The 15502-nt window shown below is 64.4% G+C and carries 9 protein-coding genes; 4 read left to right on the top strand and 5 right to left on the bottom strand.

All coding sequences use genetic code 11. The features are described 5' to 3' along the window. Positions 1 to 11 precede the first annotated feature (11 nt). On the bottom strand, positions 12 to 4613 hold the full coding sequence (locus K7H93_RS10230) for an FG-GAP-like repeat-containing protein (protein ID WP_230783518.1): 4602 nt from the start codon (positions 4611 to 4613) through the stop codon (positions 12 to 14). Between the two features lie 332 nt (positions 4614 to 4945). Here K7H93_RS10230 and K7H93_RS10225 point away from each other — a divergent pair, with 332 nt between their 5' ends. From K7H93_RS10225 to K7H93_RS10210, 4 genes are read left to right on the top strand one after another with little or no spacing between them, the layout of a single operon-like run. Further along, the gene (locus tag K7H93_RS10225; RefSeq protein ID WP_230783517.1) at positions 4946 to 8503 is read left to right on the top strand and encodes a hydantoinase B/oxoprolinase family protein; all 3558 of its coding nucleotides are present in this window, start codon (positions 4946 to 4948) and stop codon (positions 8501 to 8503) included. After that, positions 8500 to 9240, top strand: coding sequence for a DUF969 domain-containing protein (locus K7H93_RS10220; RefSeq protein ID WP_230783516.1), 741 nt, complete (start codon positions 8500 to 8502; stop codon positions 9238 to 9240). Before K7H93_RS10225 ends, K7H93_RS10220 begins: the two co-directional genes overlap by 4 nt. Next, complete coding sequence (locus K7H93_RS10215; RefSeq protein WP_230783515.1) at positions 9237 to 10199, top strand: DUF979 domain-containing protein; 963 nt, start codon at positions 9237 to 9239, stop codon at positions 10197 to 10199. Before K7H93_RS10220 ends, K7H93_RS10215 begins: the two co-directional genes overlap by 4 nt. Beyond that, complete coding sequence (locus tag K7H93_RS10210; RefSeq protein ID WP_230783514.1) at positions 10190 to 11173, top strand: DUF2891 domain-containing protein; 984 nt, start codon at positions 10190 to 10192, stop codon at positions 11171 to 11173. The genes K7H93_RS10215 and K7H93_RS10210 overlap by 10 nt, the downstream gene beginning before the upstream one ends. Before the next feature lie 4 nt (positions 11174 to 11177). On the opposite strand, the gene K7H93_RS10205 is transcribed toward K7H93_RS10210, so the two are convergent. Genes K7H93_RS10205 through K7H93_RS10190 form a run of 4 tightly spaced genes read right to left on the bottom strand, consistent with a single transcriptional unit; the run spans position 11178 to position 15496 of the window. Further along, complete coding sequence (locus K7H93_RS10205) at positions 11178 to 13121, bottom strand: HAD-IIIC family phosphatase (RefSeq protein WP_230783513.1); 1944 nt, start codon at positions 13119 to 13121, stop codon at positions 11178 to 11180. Between the two features lie 43 nt (positions 13122 to 13164). Continuing rightward, the gene (locus K7H93_RS10200; RefSeq protein WP_230783512.1) at positions 13165 to 13410 is read right to left on the bottom strand and encodes an acyl carrier protein; all 246 of its coding nucleotides are present in this window, start codon (positions 13408 to 13410) and stop codon (positions 13165 to 13167) included. Between the two features lie 11 nt (positions 13411 to 13421). Then, positions 13422 to 14336 (bottom strand): class I SAM-dependent methyltransferase, encoded by a 915-nt coding sequence (locus K7H93_RS10195; RefSeq protein WP_230783511.1) that lies wholly within the window; start codon positions 14334 to 14336, stop codon positions 13422 to 13424. After that, positions 14333 to 15496, bottom strand: coding sequence for a hypothetical protein (locus K7H93_RS10190; protein WP_230783510.1), 1164 nt, complete (start codon positions 15494 to 15496; stop codon positions 14333 to 14335). Before K7H93_RS10190 ends, K7H93_RS10195 begins: the two co-directional genes overlap by 4 nt. Between the last annotated feature and the right edge of the window lie 6 nt (positions 15497 to 15502).

The raw sequence follows: 15502 nt of genomic DNA, 5'->3' as shown, positions 1-15502 counted from the left end.
GCAGTGATCCGCTAGAACAGCGCAATATTGTCGATCAGCGGTTCCAGTTCCGGCGCAATGGGTGAGACGACGGGCGGCTGATGCAGCGCATCGCCCAACAAGTTCTCCTCTGCCTGCAATGCGCGGAGCGCGGCACTTGCGGCGCCGTACTCAAAGCCCGGCTCGACAACATGCGTGTCGGGCGCACCGAAGACCTGCAGGCCGGCGAGTTCGACCTCGCTCTCCATCACCGAGGCGCGGCCCCATCTGGAACTGTTTTCGAAGCGGAAGACGGGCTGGTCGGGACCGATCAACAGCTCGCGCGATCCTTCGTCGAACACCACGGGGTGCAGCACCCTGTCACTGGGCAGATGGACTTCGTTGTCACGCAGTTCGCCGAACAGGGCCTGATTGGACGCGACATCGAACAGCAGGTCCGCACCGGTTTGCGCGGTCCCGAAACCAGGCTCACCGGAATAGTCCAGCGCGGGGCCGATGCGGACCCAGTCACTGGTGCCGCCGTAAGCGACGACTACGCCGCCGGACGAGAAGCCGACGATATCGTCGGTCCCGTCGCCATTGATATCGGCCAGAATGCGAGGGAAACGATCATTGGTGGCCCAACCTCCGGCTGCATCACCATAGCCGAACTGATCGGTCGCGAGCGTTGCGTTGGAAAACCCGCCCTCACCATCGCCCAATGCCACCCACGTGCCGTTCGAACTGAAGCCGACGATGTCCACGGCTCCGTCGCCATTCAGATCGCCAAGCATTCTCGGGAACCGGTCTTGTGTCAGCCACCCGCCGGCAGACGGGGCCGAGCCAAATCCGCTATAACCGAGGACGGGGTCGGTATAAGTTCCGTTTTCGAGCGCGTAGGAGATGTAGACCCCGCCACTCCCGAAACCGACAATATCCGCACGACCGTCGCCATTGATGTCGGCAAGAGTGCGTTGGTAGAGGTCGTTGTTACTCCAGCCGCCAGCGGACTGGCTAAAACCAAAGCTGTTGGTTGCCAGATAGGTGTTCCCGAAGCCGCCATCGGCGCGCGCCAGCGACACGTAGACGCCTGCGCCGCCAAAACCGATCAGATCGTCGCGTCCGTCGCCGTTCACGTCCGCTACTTCGCGCGGGAAGCGTGTGTTGTCGAGCCATCCGCCCGCTGCGTCGGCGGAGCCGAAACCCGCCAAGGCAAGCACCGGTGCCGCGAAGGTGCCGCTCGCCTGGCCGTAAGACACGTAGGCACCACCGCTGCCAAAGCCGATGATGTCTGCACGGCCATCGCCGTTTACGTCACCCATCGTGCGGGGGAACCGGTCGCCATCCGCCCAGCCGCCTGCGGCATCTGCCGATCCAAAGCCGGCAATGCCCAGCTGGAGCGGCGCGAAGGTGCCATTCGCCTGCCCAAGCGCCACGAAAGTACCCGAAGACGCAAATCCGATCAGGTCGGCGCGCCCATCCCCATTCACATCCGCGACGGTCCTTGGATAGCGCTCGTTGCTCGACCAGCCGCCTGCGGCATCTCCGGCGCCAAACTGGTCATACCGGAACTGCAACTCGCCAGCCTGTGCGCCGAGCGCGTAAATGCCATCGTCAAAAGCGAGGCGTTCAACGCTGAACAGCGTGTCGACGCCGTCGGGCCCGCTGATCTGCTGGACCTGACCATTGGCAATATTGAAGATGGTATAGTCCGACCGGTTGCCAGAGAACACTGCGGTATCCGTGCCAGCGCCCCCGTCGATCGCATCGTTCCCGCCGCTTCCCACCAGAATATCGTCGCCTGCGCCTCCGCGGATCACATTGTCTGCCGCGTTCCCACGAAGAAGATTATCCAGGTCGTTTCCGGCAGCCTCGACTGCACCCGATCCACTGACGAGCGTGAGGTTTTCGATATTCGCGCCGAGTGTGTAGGATACACGGCTAAGGACCGTGTCGGTGCCTCCTCCGGCATATTCGACCAGCAAATCGCCAGCGCCAGCCACCTCATAAACATCGTCGCCCGTCCCCCCATAGACTGTCGCAGCAGCACTGAGCGACGGGATGGTCGTCCCGGTGAGGGAAACATTCATGGTGTAGGAAGAGCCTGCGGGCATCTCCCCGCGCTCGTTGGTGACTTCGATGTAATAGGTGCCGCCTGCTTCGAACGTGTGCGTGAGATAGGCATCGTAGGTAAAATCGCTCCCCGGATCGATCACGCTGGCAGTCGCGTTGGCCGAAATTGTCTGCCCAGCGGAATCGACTATCCTGAGCGCGCTGTCGAAATCGGTCGTCCGATCGATATCGATGATGATCGTGGCCCCTTGGGCCACGGTCACCGCGTAGAACTCCCGCCCGCTGCTGGAGACGGCATTGACGGTCGCATGCGGGATTGTCGCGGAGTCGCCAATCCTCCAGTCGGAGACAAGGTCGAACCCCCCTTCGAGCGCGATCGCGGTTTCGCGGGTTCCATTTACCTGCGTTACCAGCTTGACGATGTCGGGCCGATCTACCGGCGCGCTTCCGGAATCGATGATGAAGCGGTCGTTTCCGCTGCCCCCGAACACGATATCCGCCCCGCCGTTGGTCCGGATGACGTCGCCTCCCGCGCCGCCGTCGAGGCGGTCCGCATACGCACTGCCGACCAGCATGTCGGCGCCATCCCGACCGGTCAGATTGGCGACTCCGCCACCCGCATAGAAGGTATCGGCGCCTTCATCACCCGCCAGAACAAGCTCGCGAGGTGCCGCGTCTTCGGCAGGGCCGGAGCCTGCGACGCTGGTGCTGACCGCGATGACGTAGACGCCCGCATGTTCACCGATGCCGATGCTCCGGATCGACGTGCCAAGCAGGCTTGGGGCGGCTTCAGCGTCGGCAAGGAAGCGCGAAAGAATGTCTTCGGGCTGCACATCGTCGGAATAGACCGCAAAGAACTGGAGGTTCGCACTTCCTCCGAGATAGGATGCGAATGCGTCCGGAATTGCCTGCCCGTTGGACATCGTGGCGATCCAGCCTTGCAGATCGGTCGGCGTGAACGCGACCGAAGGCTCCACGAGCCGGTTGACGGCAACGTCCTGAGCGATCCGGTTGGCAAGCGTGAACAGCGCACCGCTCAGGCCCAGCTCGGATCCGGCGGTTCGCGCATCGTTGAGGGTGGCGGCAATCCCGATCTCAGTGGCGGAAGCGGTATCGCCCGAAAAATCGCCGGCTGCCTGGATGAAGAGCGCGCTGTTGTAGCCTTGCCGGGCGAGCTCTGGGGTCGTCTCGCTGGCAATGGCCGAGGCCGGGATTGGAGCCACCCCCTCTGCGGGCGCATAGCCGAGCGCCGCCCCCACGCCGATATAATGCAGATAGGCGGTCGCATAGTCGCCGTTGGCGACGGCGGTCGCAGCGTCCGCATAGGTGTCGAGATAGTAATCGGCATCGAAGCTTATCGGCGCGGTATTACTGTCGGCGTAATCGGTGTCATACACGTATGGCAGATCATCGAGAGACTGGAAGGACTCCCTGTAAAGCGTCCTCGCATAGTCTTGCACGTCATCACTGAAGAAAACGGTATACGCGACACCTCCGACGAAGCCCGTGACGATACCAAGGGCGATACCTATCGGATGTCGCGTCATCGCGCCTACGGCGGCAGGCCCGGAAGAGACGAGAGTCTCCGTTGCGGCATCGAAAGCCTGTACGAAAAACTCTTCGCGAAAATCTTCCGCATTACGAACCCGGCTAGTTCGAACGGAGGCATCGAATACCAGCCCGACAAGGCTGTACACCCCAGCCACCTTGCCCAGCAGCCGGGCAGCACTATCGGGAGAATCGACGCTTGCCGCGATTTGGAGAAGTTTGAACTTCGCTTCCTGAAAATCGAATGTACCGCCCAGTATGTCCGCTGCCGTGTCGCTGACCCAGGCATCCATGAGCCGTTCGGCATCCGGTTGCTGAATGTCGACATCCATCCGAACGGTGTACGACTGGTCGCTTGTATAGGCCTCTGGGGGCCGGAAGCTGAAAAAGTTACGTCCCTCGGTCACTGCGAAGGTGATTGCGCGGATGTTTCCCGGATCGGAGTCAAGCGCGACGGTAAGAGTAATCGCCCCCGGGGCCGCTGCCGTGAAGGCGATCGTGTCCAAGCTGTCGCCGGGGCCGAGCTCCTCACTGAAGACCAGCGAAGATGGGCCGACCTGTCCGAAATCGCGATCGAGGAGGAGAGCGCCTGCCGTTTGGCTCACCACAGGCGGAGAGAGCGAGGCGACGGGATCGCCGAAAATCACCGTGTCGATCGAGAACCCGGCGGCGTCATAGGATTCATCAATCACACGGACCGAGGCGATGCCCGCTTCGCTGGTAAAGCTGTAGGTCTGTACGCCGAACGCGGAATTGAGAATCGAACTCAGTACTCGGCCAGAACCGTCCAGAAACTCGATCCGCGTGCTGCCGAGATTGTCGAAATAGCCGGCGGCGAGCGAGACCGAAGTAACGGCCCGCTCGAAAAACAGGAAAACAGGGCCGAAATAGTTACTGTTTGCGGCAAAAGAGGGGGATGCTGGCTGAGCGCCATCGCGAACGATCTGCCCCGATGTTCGAACGGTGTTCTCGTCGAAAGAAAATGTTGGGTTACGCGCTCCTACTGATCGCTCGCTGAACGTAATTGTCGGCATAAAGCCACCCCCCTCACCCAATCGCCTCTGCCCGCAGCGAAATCAATCACTACAATTAAGCCGAATCGCCCAATCCAATTTTTACATGCCAATCTATTTTTGGGCAACAGTGATCAATTCGCAATTCCAATCATCTATAGGCAGGAGATTCTCGACGATCTCGCCGCCTGGCAACGATTGATCGGGGTCTGTGCTACAGATTCTTGACAATAGTCCGGTGCAAATGGTGTTCGCCCGACAACGGCATCGCGGCCTGCATGCCCGGTTGGACAAGCCCGCGCACAGCCCTACAACGTTTCGCCTCCCTTCTACGGCAAGACGAGCGAGCCTTCGTGACCGAACATTCCCGCGCATGGCGCTTCGCGGTCGACCGCGGCGGTACTTTCACCGATGTGGTCGCAACCACGCCCGACGGGCGGCTGGTGACCGACAAGCTGCTGTCCGAAAATCCCGGCCACTACGACGATGCCGCGACCGAAGCCGTTCGCCGCCTGATGGCGCAGCACGGCGAGGCACCGATCGCGGAGCTGCGGATCGGCACCACCGTGGCAACCAACGCGCTGCTGGAGCGCAAGGGCGAACGGCTCGCGCTGGTGACCACGCGCGGCTTCGGCGATGGCTTGCGGATCGGCGCGCAGGCGCGGCCCGAGATTTTCGCCCGCCACATCATCCTTCCCGAGCAACTGCCTGCCAAGGTTGTCGAAATCGACGAGAGGATCGGAGCCGACGGAACGATCCTGCACCCGCTCGACGATGATGCCGCGCGCGCGGCGTTGCAGAACCTGCGCAACGAGGGGTTCGATGCGCTGGCGATCATCCTGATGCACGGCTGGAAATACCGCGATCATGAGGCGCGGCTGGGCGAGATCGCGCGCGCACTCGGCTTCACGCAGGTCAGCGTCAGCCACGAGGTCGCGCCGCTGATCAAATACGTGCCGCGCGGCGATACCACCGTGGTCGACGCCTATCTCTCCCCGGTGCTCAAGCGCTACACAGACGGGCTTCAGCGGGACCTGCCCCCGGTCGAGCGGCTCGGCTTCATGCAATCCAATGGCGGGCTGGCGGAGGTCGGCGCGTTTCGCGGCAAGGACGCCATTCTGTCCGGCCCGGCTGGCGGCGTCGTGGGGATGGTCGCGGCGGGCGAACCGCTCGGCCATCGCAAGCTGATCGGCTTCGACATGGGCGGGACCAGCACCGATGTCGCGCATTATGCGGGTGAGCTGGAACTTGCGGCGGAGAACCTGGTCGCAGGCGTTCGGGTCGCCGCGCCGATGATGCAGATCCACACCGTCGCGGCGGGCGGCGGCTCGGTGTGCAGCTTCGACGGCGCACGCTTCCGCGTTGGACCCGAAAGCGGCGGTGCGGACCCGGGCCCGGCCTGCTACCGCAAGGGCGGCCCGCTGACGGTGACCGACTGCAACCTGTTTCTCGGCCGGATCGACCCGGCCTTCTTCCCGCATGTCTTCGGACCGGAGGGCAACCAGCCGCTCGCCCCCGAAGCATCGCGCAAACGGTTGGAAGAGATCGCGGCCCAATTGCCCGAACCCAAGCCGCTGGAAGACATCGCACGCGGCTTCCTCGCGATCGCGGTCGACAACATGGCCAATGCGATCCGCAAGATCTCGGTCGCGCGCGGGCACGATGTGACCGAATATGCGCTCGCCTGCTTCGGCGGCGCGGGCGGGCAGCATGCGTGCAAGGTGGCGGACGAGCTGGGGATCGAGACCGTGCTGGTCCATCCGCTCGCCGGTATCCTCTCCGCCTATGGCATCGGGCTCGCCCCCGTAAAGGCGATCCGCGAGGTCAGTCTGGTCCGGCCGCTGCACGATGGCTTTGCCGAAGAACTCGATACCTTGCGAGACGAGGCTCGCGCCGCGCTGACCGAACAGGGCATCGCCGCGAAAGACGTCACGCTCGCCGCCCGCGCGCGGCTGCGGTTCGACGGCAGCGATTCCATGCTGACCATCGAGTGTACCGATGCGGACGCGATGGATGCCGCCTTCCGCGTGCTCCACCGCCAGCGCTACGGCTATTCGGACAAGGACGCAGCAATCATCGTCGAAGCGCTTAGCGTGGATGCGAGCGGGACATCCGGCGGGCTTGGCGACGCGAGGATTGAGCCGGTCGCAGTCGATGGCGAAGCTTCGGGCGAGTGGCCGACCTACGAACGCGCCGCGCTTACCACTGGACAGGTGATCGCAGGCCCCGCGCTGGTGATCGATCCGGGCTCTACCACCGTGGTCGACGAAGGATGGGAAGCGCAGCTCGCCAAGGAAGGCAGCCTGGTGCTGACCCGCACGGTCCCGCTCGAACGCACGCGCGCGGCGGGGACCGAAGTCGATCCGGTCAGGCTGGAGATCTTCAACAACCTGTTCATGGCGATTGCCGAGGAAATGGGCGTGGTGCTGCAGAACACCGCGACCTCGGTCAACATCAAGGAACGGCTCGATTTCTCCTGCGCGCTGTTCAACGCACGCGGAGAGCTGATCGCCAATGCGCCGCATATCCCGGTGCATCTGGGCAGCATGGGCGACTCCATCGCCCGCGTGATCGAGGTGCGCGGAGATGCGCGCGACGGCCGAGGCATCCAGCGCGGCGATGCCTATGTGGTCAATGATCCGTTCCGCGGCGGCACCCACCTGCCCGACATCACGGTGATCGCGCCGGTATTCTATTCGGACGACGACGACACGCCCGACGCGTTCGTTGCCGCGCGCGGGCACCACGCGGATATCGGCGGGATCGCGCCCGGCTCGATGCCGCCCGAAAGCCGCACCATCGAGCAGGAGGGGGTGATGATCGACAACCTCCTGCTGGTCGATGAGGGCACCTTCCGAGAGGATGCGGTGCGCGCGGCGCTGGCCGATGCGAAATACCCGGCGCGCCGGCCCGATCGCAACCTGTCGGACCTGCGCGCGCAACTGGCCGCCTGCACCCGCGGCGCGGAACTGCTGCATCAGGCGGCGCATGAGCGCGGGGCGCAGATGGTCTCCGCCTACATGGACCACGTCCTCGCCAATGCGGAGGAGAGCGTGCGCGCGCTGCTCGGCCGGCTGGAGGATGGCGCGTTCACCTACCCGATGGACAACGGAGCGCAGGTGCAGGTCGCGATCCGGATCGACGATGCGACCCGCTCCGCGGTGTTCGATTTCACCGGCACCAGCGCACAGCAGGACAACAACTTCAACGCGCCGCGATCGATCACCCGCGCCGCCGCGCTCTATGTGCTGCGCACGCTGATCGACGATCCGATCCCGATGAACGATGGTTGCCTGCGCCCGGTCGAACTGATCGTGCCCGAAGGATCGATGCTCAATCCAAGGCCCGGCGCTGCGGTGGTCGCGGGCAATGTCGAGACCAGCCAGGTGGTAACCGATTGCCTGTTCGCCGCGACCGGTCGCCTCGCCCCCAGCCAGGGCACGATGAACAACTTCACCTTCGGCAACGAGGATCACCAGTATTACGAGACGATCGCTGGCGGATCGGGAGCGGGCCCCGACCATGACGGGACCAGCGCGGTGCAGACCCACATGACCAATTCGCGCCTGACCGACCCCGAAATCCTCGAAACGCGGCTGCCCGTGCGGCTGGACACCTTCGCGATCCGGCGCGGATCGGGTGGCACGGGCGCGCATACCGGCGGCGACGGGGTCGAGCGGCGGGTGACCTTCCTCGAAGAGATGCGCGCCAACATCCTCGCCAACCGGCGCACCGTACCGCCGCGCGGGATCGCGGGCGGCGGCGATGCGCTGCCGGGGGAAAACTGGGTCGAACGCGGAGACGGATCGCACGAAGACTTGTCCGCGACCGACAGCGCGGACATGCAGCCGGGCGACAGTTTCGTGATCCTCACGCCCGGCGGGGGCGGGTATGGAGAGACAAACGGATGAACTACTGGCCGCTGATCGGCATCGCGCTGGTCGTCATCGGGTTTGCCCTCAAGTTCAATCCGCTGCTGGTGGTGGTCGGCGCGGCGATCGCGACCGGACTGTTGGCAGGGCTGGATCCGGTTTCGGTAATCGAGGCGCTGGGGCAAGCCTTCAACGAGAACCGTTACATCTCGGTCACCTGGATCATCCTGCCAGTGATCGGCCTGCTCGAGCGGTATGGGTTGCAGCAACGCGCGCGCGGCCTGATCGAAAGCGTACGCGGGGCGACCATGGGCAAGCTGCTGGTGATCTACCTCGCGTTCCGTCAGCTGACCGCAGCGCTCGGCATGAAGGACATCGGCGGACACCCGCAGGCGGTCCGCCCGCTGGTTGCGCCCATGGCCGAGGCGGCGGCGGTCAAAACCCACGGCGACCTGCCCCAGGGTGAGCGCCAGAAAGTGCTCGCCATGTCGGCGGCGACCGACAATGTCGGGCTGTTCTTTGGCGAGGACATCTTCTTCGCCATCGCCTCCATCCTGCTGATCCAGGGCGTGTTTGAATCGGCAGGCTATCCGATGACGCCGCTGCAACTCTCGGTCTGGGCGATCCCGACCGCGATCTGCGCCTTCCTGATCCATTCGAGCCGGATCATGACGATGGACCGGCGACTGGGCCGGCTTCCATCGGCCATCGCGCACAGAGACAGGCCTGTCGAAGAACCCACCATCGTCCTCACCAAACGGGGAGACGGTCAGTGATCACCTACGAATGGCTCTATATCCTCGCCGGCATCTTCTTCGCCATCTGGGCGGTGCTGAGCGCGCTCGATCGCAGCAATGGCAAGCGGTGGGGCAATGCCGCCTTCTGGGGTCTGCTTGCGGTCAGCTTCCTGTTCGGGAGCCACTTTACGCCTTTGCTCAACGGAGTGCTGGTGCTGGCGCTGGTCGCCATCGCGGGCGTTGGCGGGCTGGGCCGCAGCGATCCGCCGACCACAACGCTGGAAGAGCGGTTCAAGCTGGCCGAGCTGAAGGGCAACAGGCTGTTCGTCCCTGCATTGATCGTGCCCTTCGTCGCGGTCGCAGGCACGCTCGCATATAACTGGACGCCCCTCAGCGGGACCGGCCTGTTCGAGCCGCGGCGCGAGACGTTGCTGCTGTTCGCGATCGGCGTGCTGGTCGCGCTGGTGGTGGCGATGGCGTGGCTGAGGCCCCCTGCCCTCGCCCCTGCGGAAGAAGGCCGCCGCCTGCTCGATTCGATCGGCTGGGCGGCGATCCTGCCGCAAATGCTCGCGGCGCTGGGCGCGGTGTTCGCAGTGGCCGGGGTGGGCGACATCATCGGCAGCCTTGCCGGGCAGGTTATTCCCGAAGGCAGCGTGCTGCTGACGGTGATCGTGTTCTGCCTGGGCATGGCGATCTTCACCATGATCATGGGCAATGCCTTCGCCGCATTCCCGGTAATGGCCGCCGCGATTGGCATTCCGCTGCTGGTGGAAGGCTATGGCGGCAATCCCGCAGTGATCGGCGCGGTCGGAATGCTGGCCGGCTTCTGCGGCACGCTGCTGACTCCGATGGCAGCCAACTTCAACATCGTGCCTGCCGCTCTGCTGGAGCTGGACGATCAGAACGGCGTCATCAAGCAGCAGGTGTGGACTGCGATCCCGCTGTGGGTCTGCAACATCGCAATCATCTATATCGGAGGGTTCCTGCTATGGAGTTGACGCAGGAAACGGCGACACGCTTTGCGCAGGCCGCGCTGGGCCATGTCGCGCGCGAATATCCGCGCAAGCTCGACCATGTCATGGATGGCGATGCCGACGTTCGGCCCCCGCGCGAACTGCATCCGTGCTTCTTCGGCAGTTTCGACTGGCATTCGTGCGTGCATGGCTGGTGGACCCTGCTGACCCTGCGGCGCCTGTTTCCCGAGAGCGACGAAGCGCACGCGATCGAAACGCTTGGCCGAGAGACCTTCACCACCGATAAACTGGCGGTGGAACTGGCCTACGCGCAGCGACCTTCCTCGCGCGGGTTCGAACGGCCCTATGGCTGGGGCTGGCTGCTCTATCTGCACCACGAAGCGGCACGCCATGACGAAGAATGGGCCGCACGGCTGGAGCCGCTGGCGCGCCATTTCGCGCAGGCGTTCAAGGATTATCTTGGCGTCCTCACCTACCCCGTCTTCGTCGGCACGCATTACAACACCGCCTTCGCGCTGACGCTGGCGCGCGAGTGGGCCGAAACCCGCGACCCGGAACTGGTCGAAACGATCGATAGCTGGTCCGCAAAGGCATTCGGCGATCGCCGCGATTATTGCGGATGGGAGCCGGGCGGCGACGAGTTTCTCTCCCCCGTGCTCAGCGCTTCGCTGCTGATGCGCAACGTCATGTCCCGGGTCGATTTTGCTCACTGGTTCGCCGGACTGGTGCTCGACAATCGCTGGCTTGAGCGGCTTCGGCCCGCCAGCGTCTCCGACCGGAGCGACGGCAAGATCGCCCATCTCGATGGGCTCAATCTCAGCCGCGCCTGGGCGCTGCGCGCGATCCTCCCTGCACTCAGCCATGCCGAGGATCGCGACCTGATCGATGCCTGCGCCACCGCGCACCTCGAAGCCGCGCTGCCCCATGTGACCGGCGACTATATGGGAGAGCACTGGCTGGCGAGCTTCGCTCTGCTCGCCCTGCTGGAGAAGCCCTAGCGGGTCAGGCCGGGTGGCCTGCATCCGGCGACCCGAAGAAGGTCGCATGCGCAGTAAAGCCATCCACCTCGCAGGCGAACCATTCGCTTGCCTCGTCGCCGTATGCCGGTGCGTTGATGGCTGCGAAGCCCAGTCGGGGGAAGAGATCGGCAACCAGCGCGTTCTTGCTGGTCGAGATATACTCGCCAAGCACGCGGCCCGCGCCCTCGCGACGCGCAGCCTCGACCAGCCGGTTGGCGATCTCCTGCTCCACCCCGCGCTGCAATATCCGGCAGGATTGCAGCCAGGTGTCGATCACCCAGTCATCCCCGCGCCTGGCCACGATGACGACCGCGATCATGCCGTGATCGGCAAACCGGTCGCTGAGGCGCACCTGCCAGCACAGCACATCGCCTGATGCCTGCATTCGGGCGAGTTCGTCCTTTCCGTGGCGTCGCGTCGTCAGGTTGAACTGGTTCGACTTGGCCACCAGCTGCGCGATGCGCGGCAGGCCTATATCGTCGAACGGGGTGATGAAGATCTCCATCTGGAGCGCGCGCAGGTAATCCTCGTAATTGCCGATGGCCGCCTGCATTTCGACCCGCTTCGCATCGCTGCCGTAAGACTGCGCGCGGGCGAGATCGTCGCCGCTGAGCGGCCCATGCTCGAATGCGCCCGACGCGGCGAGGATCGTGGCGTAGCGGAACGGCTGCTCGGGCAGTTCGGGCACGAAGACGAAGGGCAGCTCCTGCCGCACCCGTGCGCGTTCCGCCGGGTTATCGTCCATGAAGACGAGCGATTCCGGCCCCAGCCGCAGCGCCTGCGCGATGGCCCTGACGCCGCTTGCCTTGTCGTCCCAAGAGGCATGAAACACGGCGAAATCGTCCAGCCGCAGCAGCATGTCGGGATGCTGTGCGAAAGGCTGGCGTGCGGTCTCGTCGTTGTTCTTGGAGCACACGCATAGCGCAACGCCCCGATCCTTGAGGGTCAGCGCGAGCTGCTGCAGCGCAAGGTAGGCCTCGCCCGCCGCACTGCCCTGCCCGACTTCGATCCCCTCCAGCCCGTCATCGCCGATCACCCCACTCCACAGCGTGTTGTCGAGATCGAGCACCAGCGCGCGCCGTGCCTTTCCGAACGCCCCCGCCAGGTGGCGCGCGACATGGTCCGCGACCACGGGATTGAGCTCCATCGCGAAGGGCACTTTGAGATCGAACAGCCGCATCGGATCGCACCAGCCCGCGTGCCCCACATCGGCGGCGAGCGCGGCGATATCGATCACTGTCCAGTCACCCCGTGCCGCGCCCTCGAACACCGCCGCGTTGGTTTGTGCGACATGCGCCGCCATGGAGCCGGGCGTGATTGCGTCGATCGATGACACGCGCTGCGCAGGCGGCAGCGGTGTGGTCGATACCATCACGTCCGCGCGGCACTTTGTCTGCAGCGCTTCGACCGTCTGTCGCAGCGCCGCCGTGCTCGCATGAATCGCCGCCTCTTGCGCCTGCGCGTCGAGCAGCGCGGTACGCGCGTGGGTCATCGTGGCGTCGTGCCAGTAGAGCACGATGTCCACCGGTCCGCCGAACGGGTCGCCTGCGCCGAACGCCAGCGATGCCGCGCTGCCCGGCGGTGCCAGCACCGGCTCGATCAGCAAAAGCCGCGCGAGCCCGGCTGCCTGGAGCGCGGGGGCCAGAAAATCGAGCGTGCGATCGGAGACGATCCCGACCCTCAGAAACCGAAACGGCTCCAGCTGAGGCACGGCCTGGACCGCACGGCGCGCAAGCCGTTCCAGTTGCAACTGCTGCATGGGCCCCAGCTTTTCGCCGGCCATGCGGTGAAGGCACTCGGCCAGCGGCCGCTGCGCGTCGGGACTTAGCTCAGCGCGGTTTTCCGCCTCGGTCAGCAGCGCATCGGCGGTGGACTTCCACTCGCCCCATTCCGGCGACAGCGGAGGCTTCCATTCGAGCATCGCCATTCTCAGCAGCCCGCCATCACGTCAGCGCCCGCCCCGGCGCGGCTCAGGCCTGGGTCTTGGCGGCGAAGAGATCGACCAGCGCGCCCAGATCGGGCAGTCCGGTGACCTCCTGTGGGGCGCAGCGCACGCCGCACTCCTGCTCCAGCGCGACGACCAGCTGCACATGGCCGAGGCTGTCCCACTGCTCGACATCATTGGCCGTCAGCTCGCCAGTGATCGGCCCGTCGTACTGATCGAACAGCTCCCGAAAGATCGGTTCGAGCTTTGCGTAAACGTCTTCCCTGGTCATCTGCACCCTTTCTAGATCGCGGTCCCGACGACGATGGTCGAGATCGTCAGCTTCAGCTTGCGCGCCCGCTCCAGCGAGGCATCCATGCCGGGAAAATTCACCGTCTCGTCGATCGCGAAGCCCGCATCCCGCACCATCTCGACGATCTCCTCCGGCTCGCGAAACAGATAGATGTGATCGGGCGCAGGCGAGTTGACCGGCGCGTGGACGAAGATCTTGCCCCCGTCGTTGAGCAGCGAGCGGAGCGTCTTCAGCGCATCGCGCGGCTGTTCCAGATGTTCGAGCACTTCGGAGAAGGTCAGGCTGTCGAAATTGCCCGAGGGCGCATCGACGATGTTGTGCGCTTCCAGCGTCACCGGCTTCCGCACACCCATCGCCTCGAGTGCGTGGCGCGTATCGCGCAGGCTGGTCGCGCTGACATCCCAGCCGGTCACCGATCCGGTGCGCGGCGAATTGGCGGCCAGATACAGCAGCAGGCCGTGGCCCGGCCCGACTTCCAGATGATGCGCGCCCTGTTTGATGCGGGACAGGAATTCGCGATGGAAGTGGATGATCACGCGCGAGTGATTGCCCCACCACAGGTGGGAAAACAGCACGCCGTTCATGTATTTCTGCATAAACTCCGCATTGGCGTAGACCGTGCGCTCCGCCTCCTCGAAGGTGGAGAGGCGATAGGTGCCATGGCGCCGGAAGTAGTATTCCTCTTCCAGCATCTCGTTTGTCAGCCACGCATAGTCGCGCGCGATCGTCTCCAGCTTGCCTTCGCCGATCCGCGCGATCACCTGCGCCAGATGCTCCAGTTCGACGAGATGCTCGTCGGAACTGTTCGCGATCCGGCGGCTGAGAAAATCCTCATGCTCGGGAAATACCTCCAGCTGCAGCGCATAAAGCCGCGACAAGGTCGAATGCTGTTCCAGCCTGTTCATGTCGTCGGCCCCTTCTGGTTCATCTCTGTGCCCGCGCCCTGCTCCACATTGCGGGTCAGCCTAGCTGCGTAATTCTCGAAATTCCCGGTCGTCAGGCGATGGCGGCCCCGCGCCATGCTGTTCAGAATAAAGCGGTAGATGGCCGGGTTCTGTACGTGCGCCTCGTCGCGATAATTGGTCAGGTCGCCGGTAATCCAGGTCTCGTTGTCGAAAGCGAACACCCTGACATCGTCACGCCCGGCAAAGGCGCGGACGAGGCAGCGGCGGATCGCGATCTGCTTTGACAGAAAGGGTTCGGCCATGGCAACCTCCGCCGCGACGCCATAATCCTGCCAGCTGCGATAAAGCCGCAGGGAATAGGGCGGGATCACGAAATCGACTGTCTTGCCGCGCGCGGTCATCCGGTCGACCAGTTCCGGGAGGATCTGCGAGACCAGCGGGTAGTCCGCGCAGTCCTGCGATGCGCTGTCCATATCTGCGGCGGATGCCCGGTGCCGGTCGTCCTCCCGCTCTTCTGTCAGCTTCTGCTGGAACGCCGCATATTCCTGCCGTTCGGCCGCCAACGCGGTGGAATACTCCCATCCAGGTAGCCCGATCGGCTCTCCCTTCAGCTTCTGCATGGTCAGCCGAAGCACGTTTGGCGATGCGATCCTGAGGTCGTTGAGCGGATTGTCGTCGTACAGATAGGTCGGCAACAGATCCGATGCGTAGTCGGGCGGCAGCACGAAGAGATAGTCGAAGCTCACGATCACCCGCTCGGCGGGCGAATGGGCGGCCACCTGCTGCAGCAGGAAACGGCGGTCTGCGGGGCGTGGGCCGGAGACCGCGAAGTTGAACGCCTTTTCGACGCCGAAGCTCTTTTCCATCTCATCGCTGGTGATCGCGGCGAGCGTCGAGCTGCTGAGCAGCAGCACGTCCACGTCCGTACGCGCCGCGACCATGTACATCTCGCGATTGGTGTGGCGGTTATAGTCCGGCAGCAGACGCGGCGGCTCACCCCAGTCGTAGAGGTCGAGCGGGTCGATCGCGATCACCGCCCCGGTCACCACCCAGAAGAACGCGACCACCGACAGGATCGCGAGGATGAAGGGAGAGCGCAGGAGCCGGCCGCCGCGCTGGCGTTCGGCGGGAGAGGTCGTGCTGTCGTCGGGCTTCGTCACGGTCGC

The sequence above is a fragment of the Citromicrobium bathyomarinum genome, from assembly GCF_021021475.1.
Taxonomy (GTDB): Bacteria; Pseudomonadota; Alphaproteobacteria; order Sphingomonadales; family Sphingomonadaceae; genus Alteriqipengyuania; species Alteriqipengyuania bathyomarina.
The sequence above is the reverse complement of the archived record's forward strand: the minus strand, read 5'-3'. Positions and strand labels throughout refer to the sequence as shown.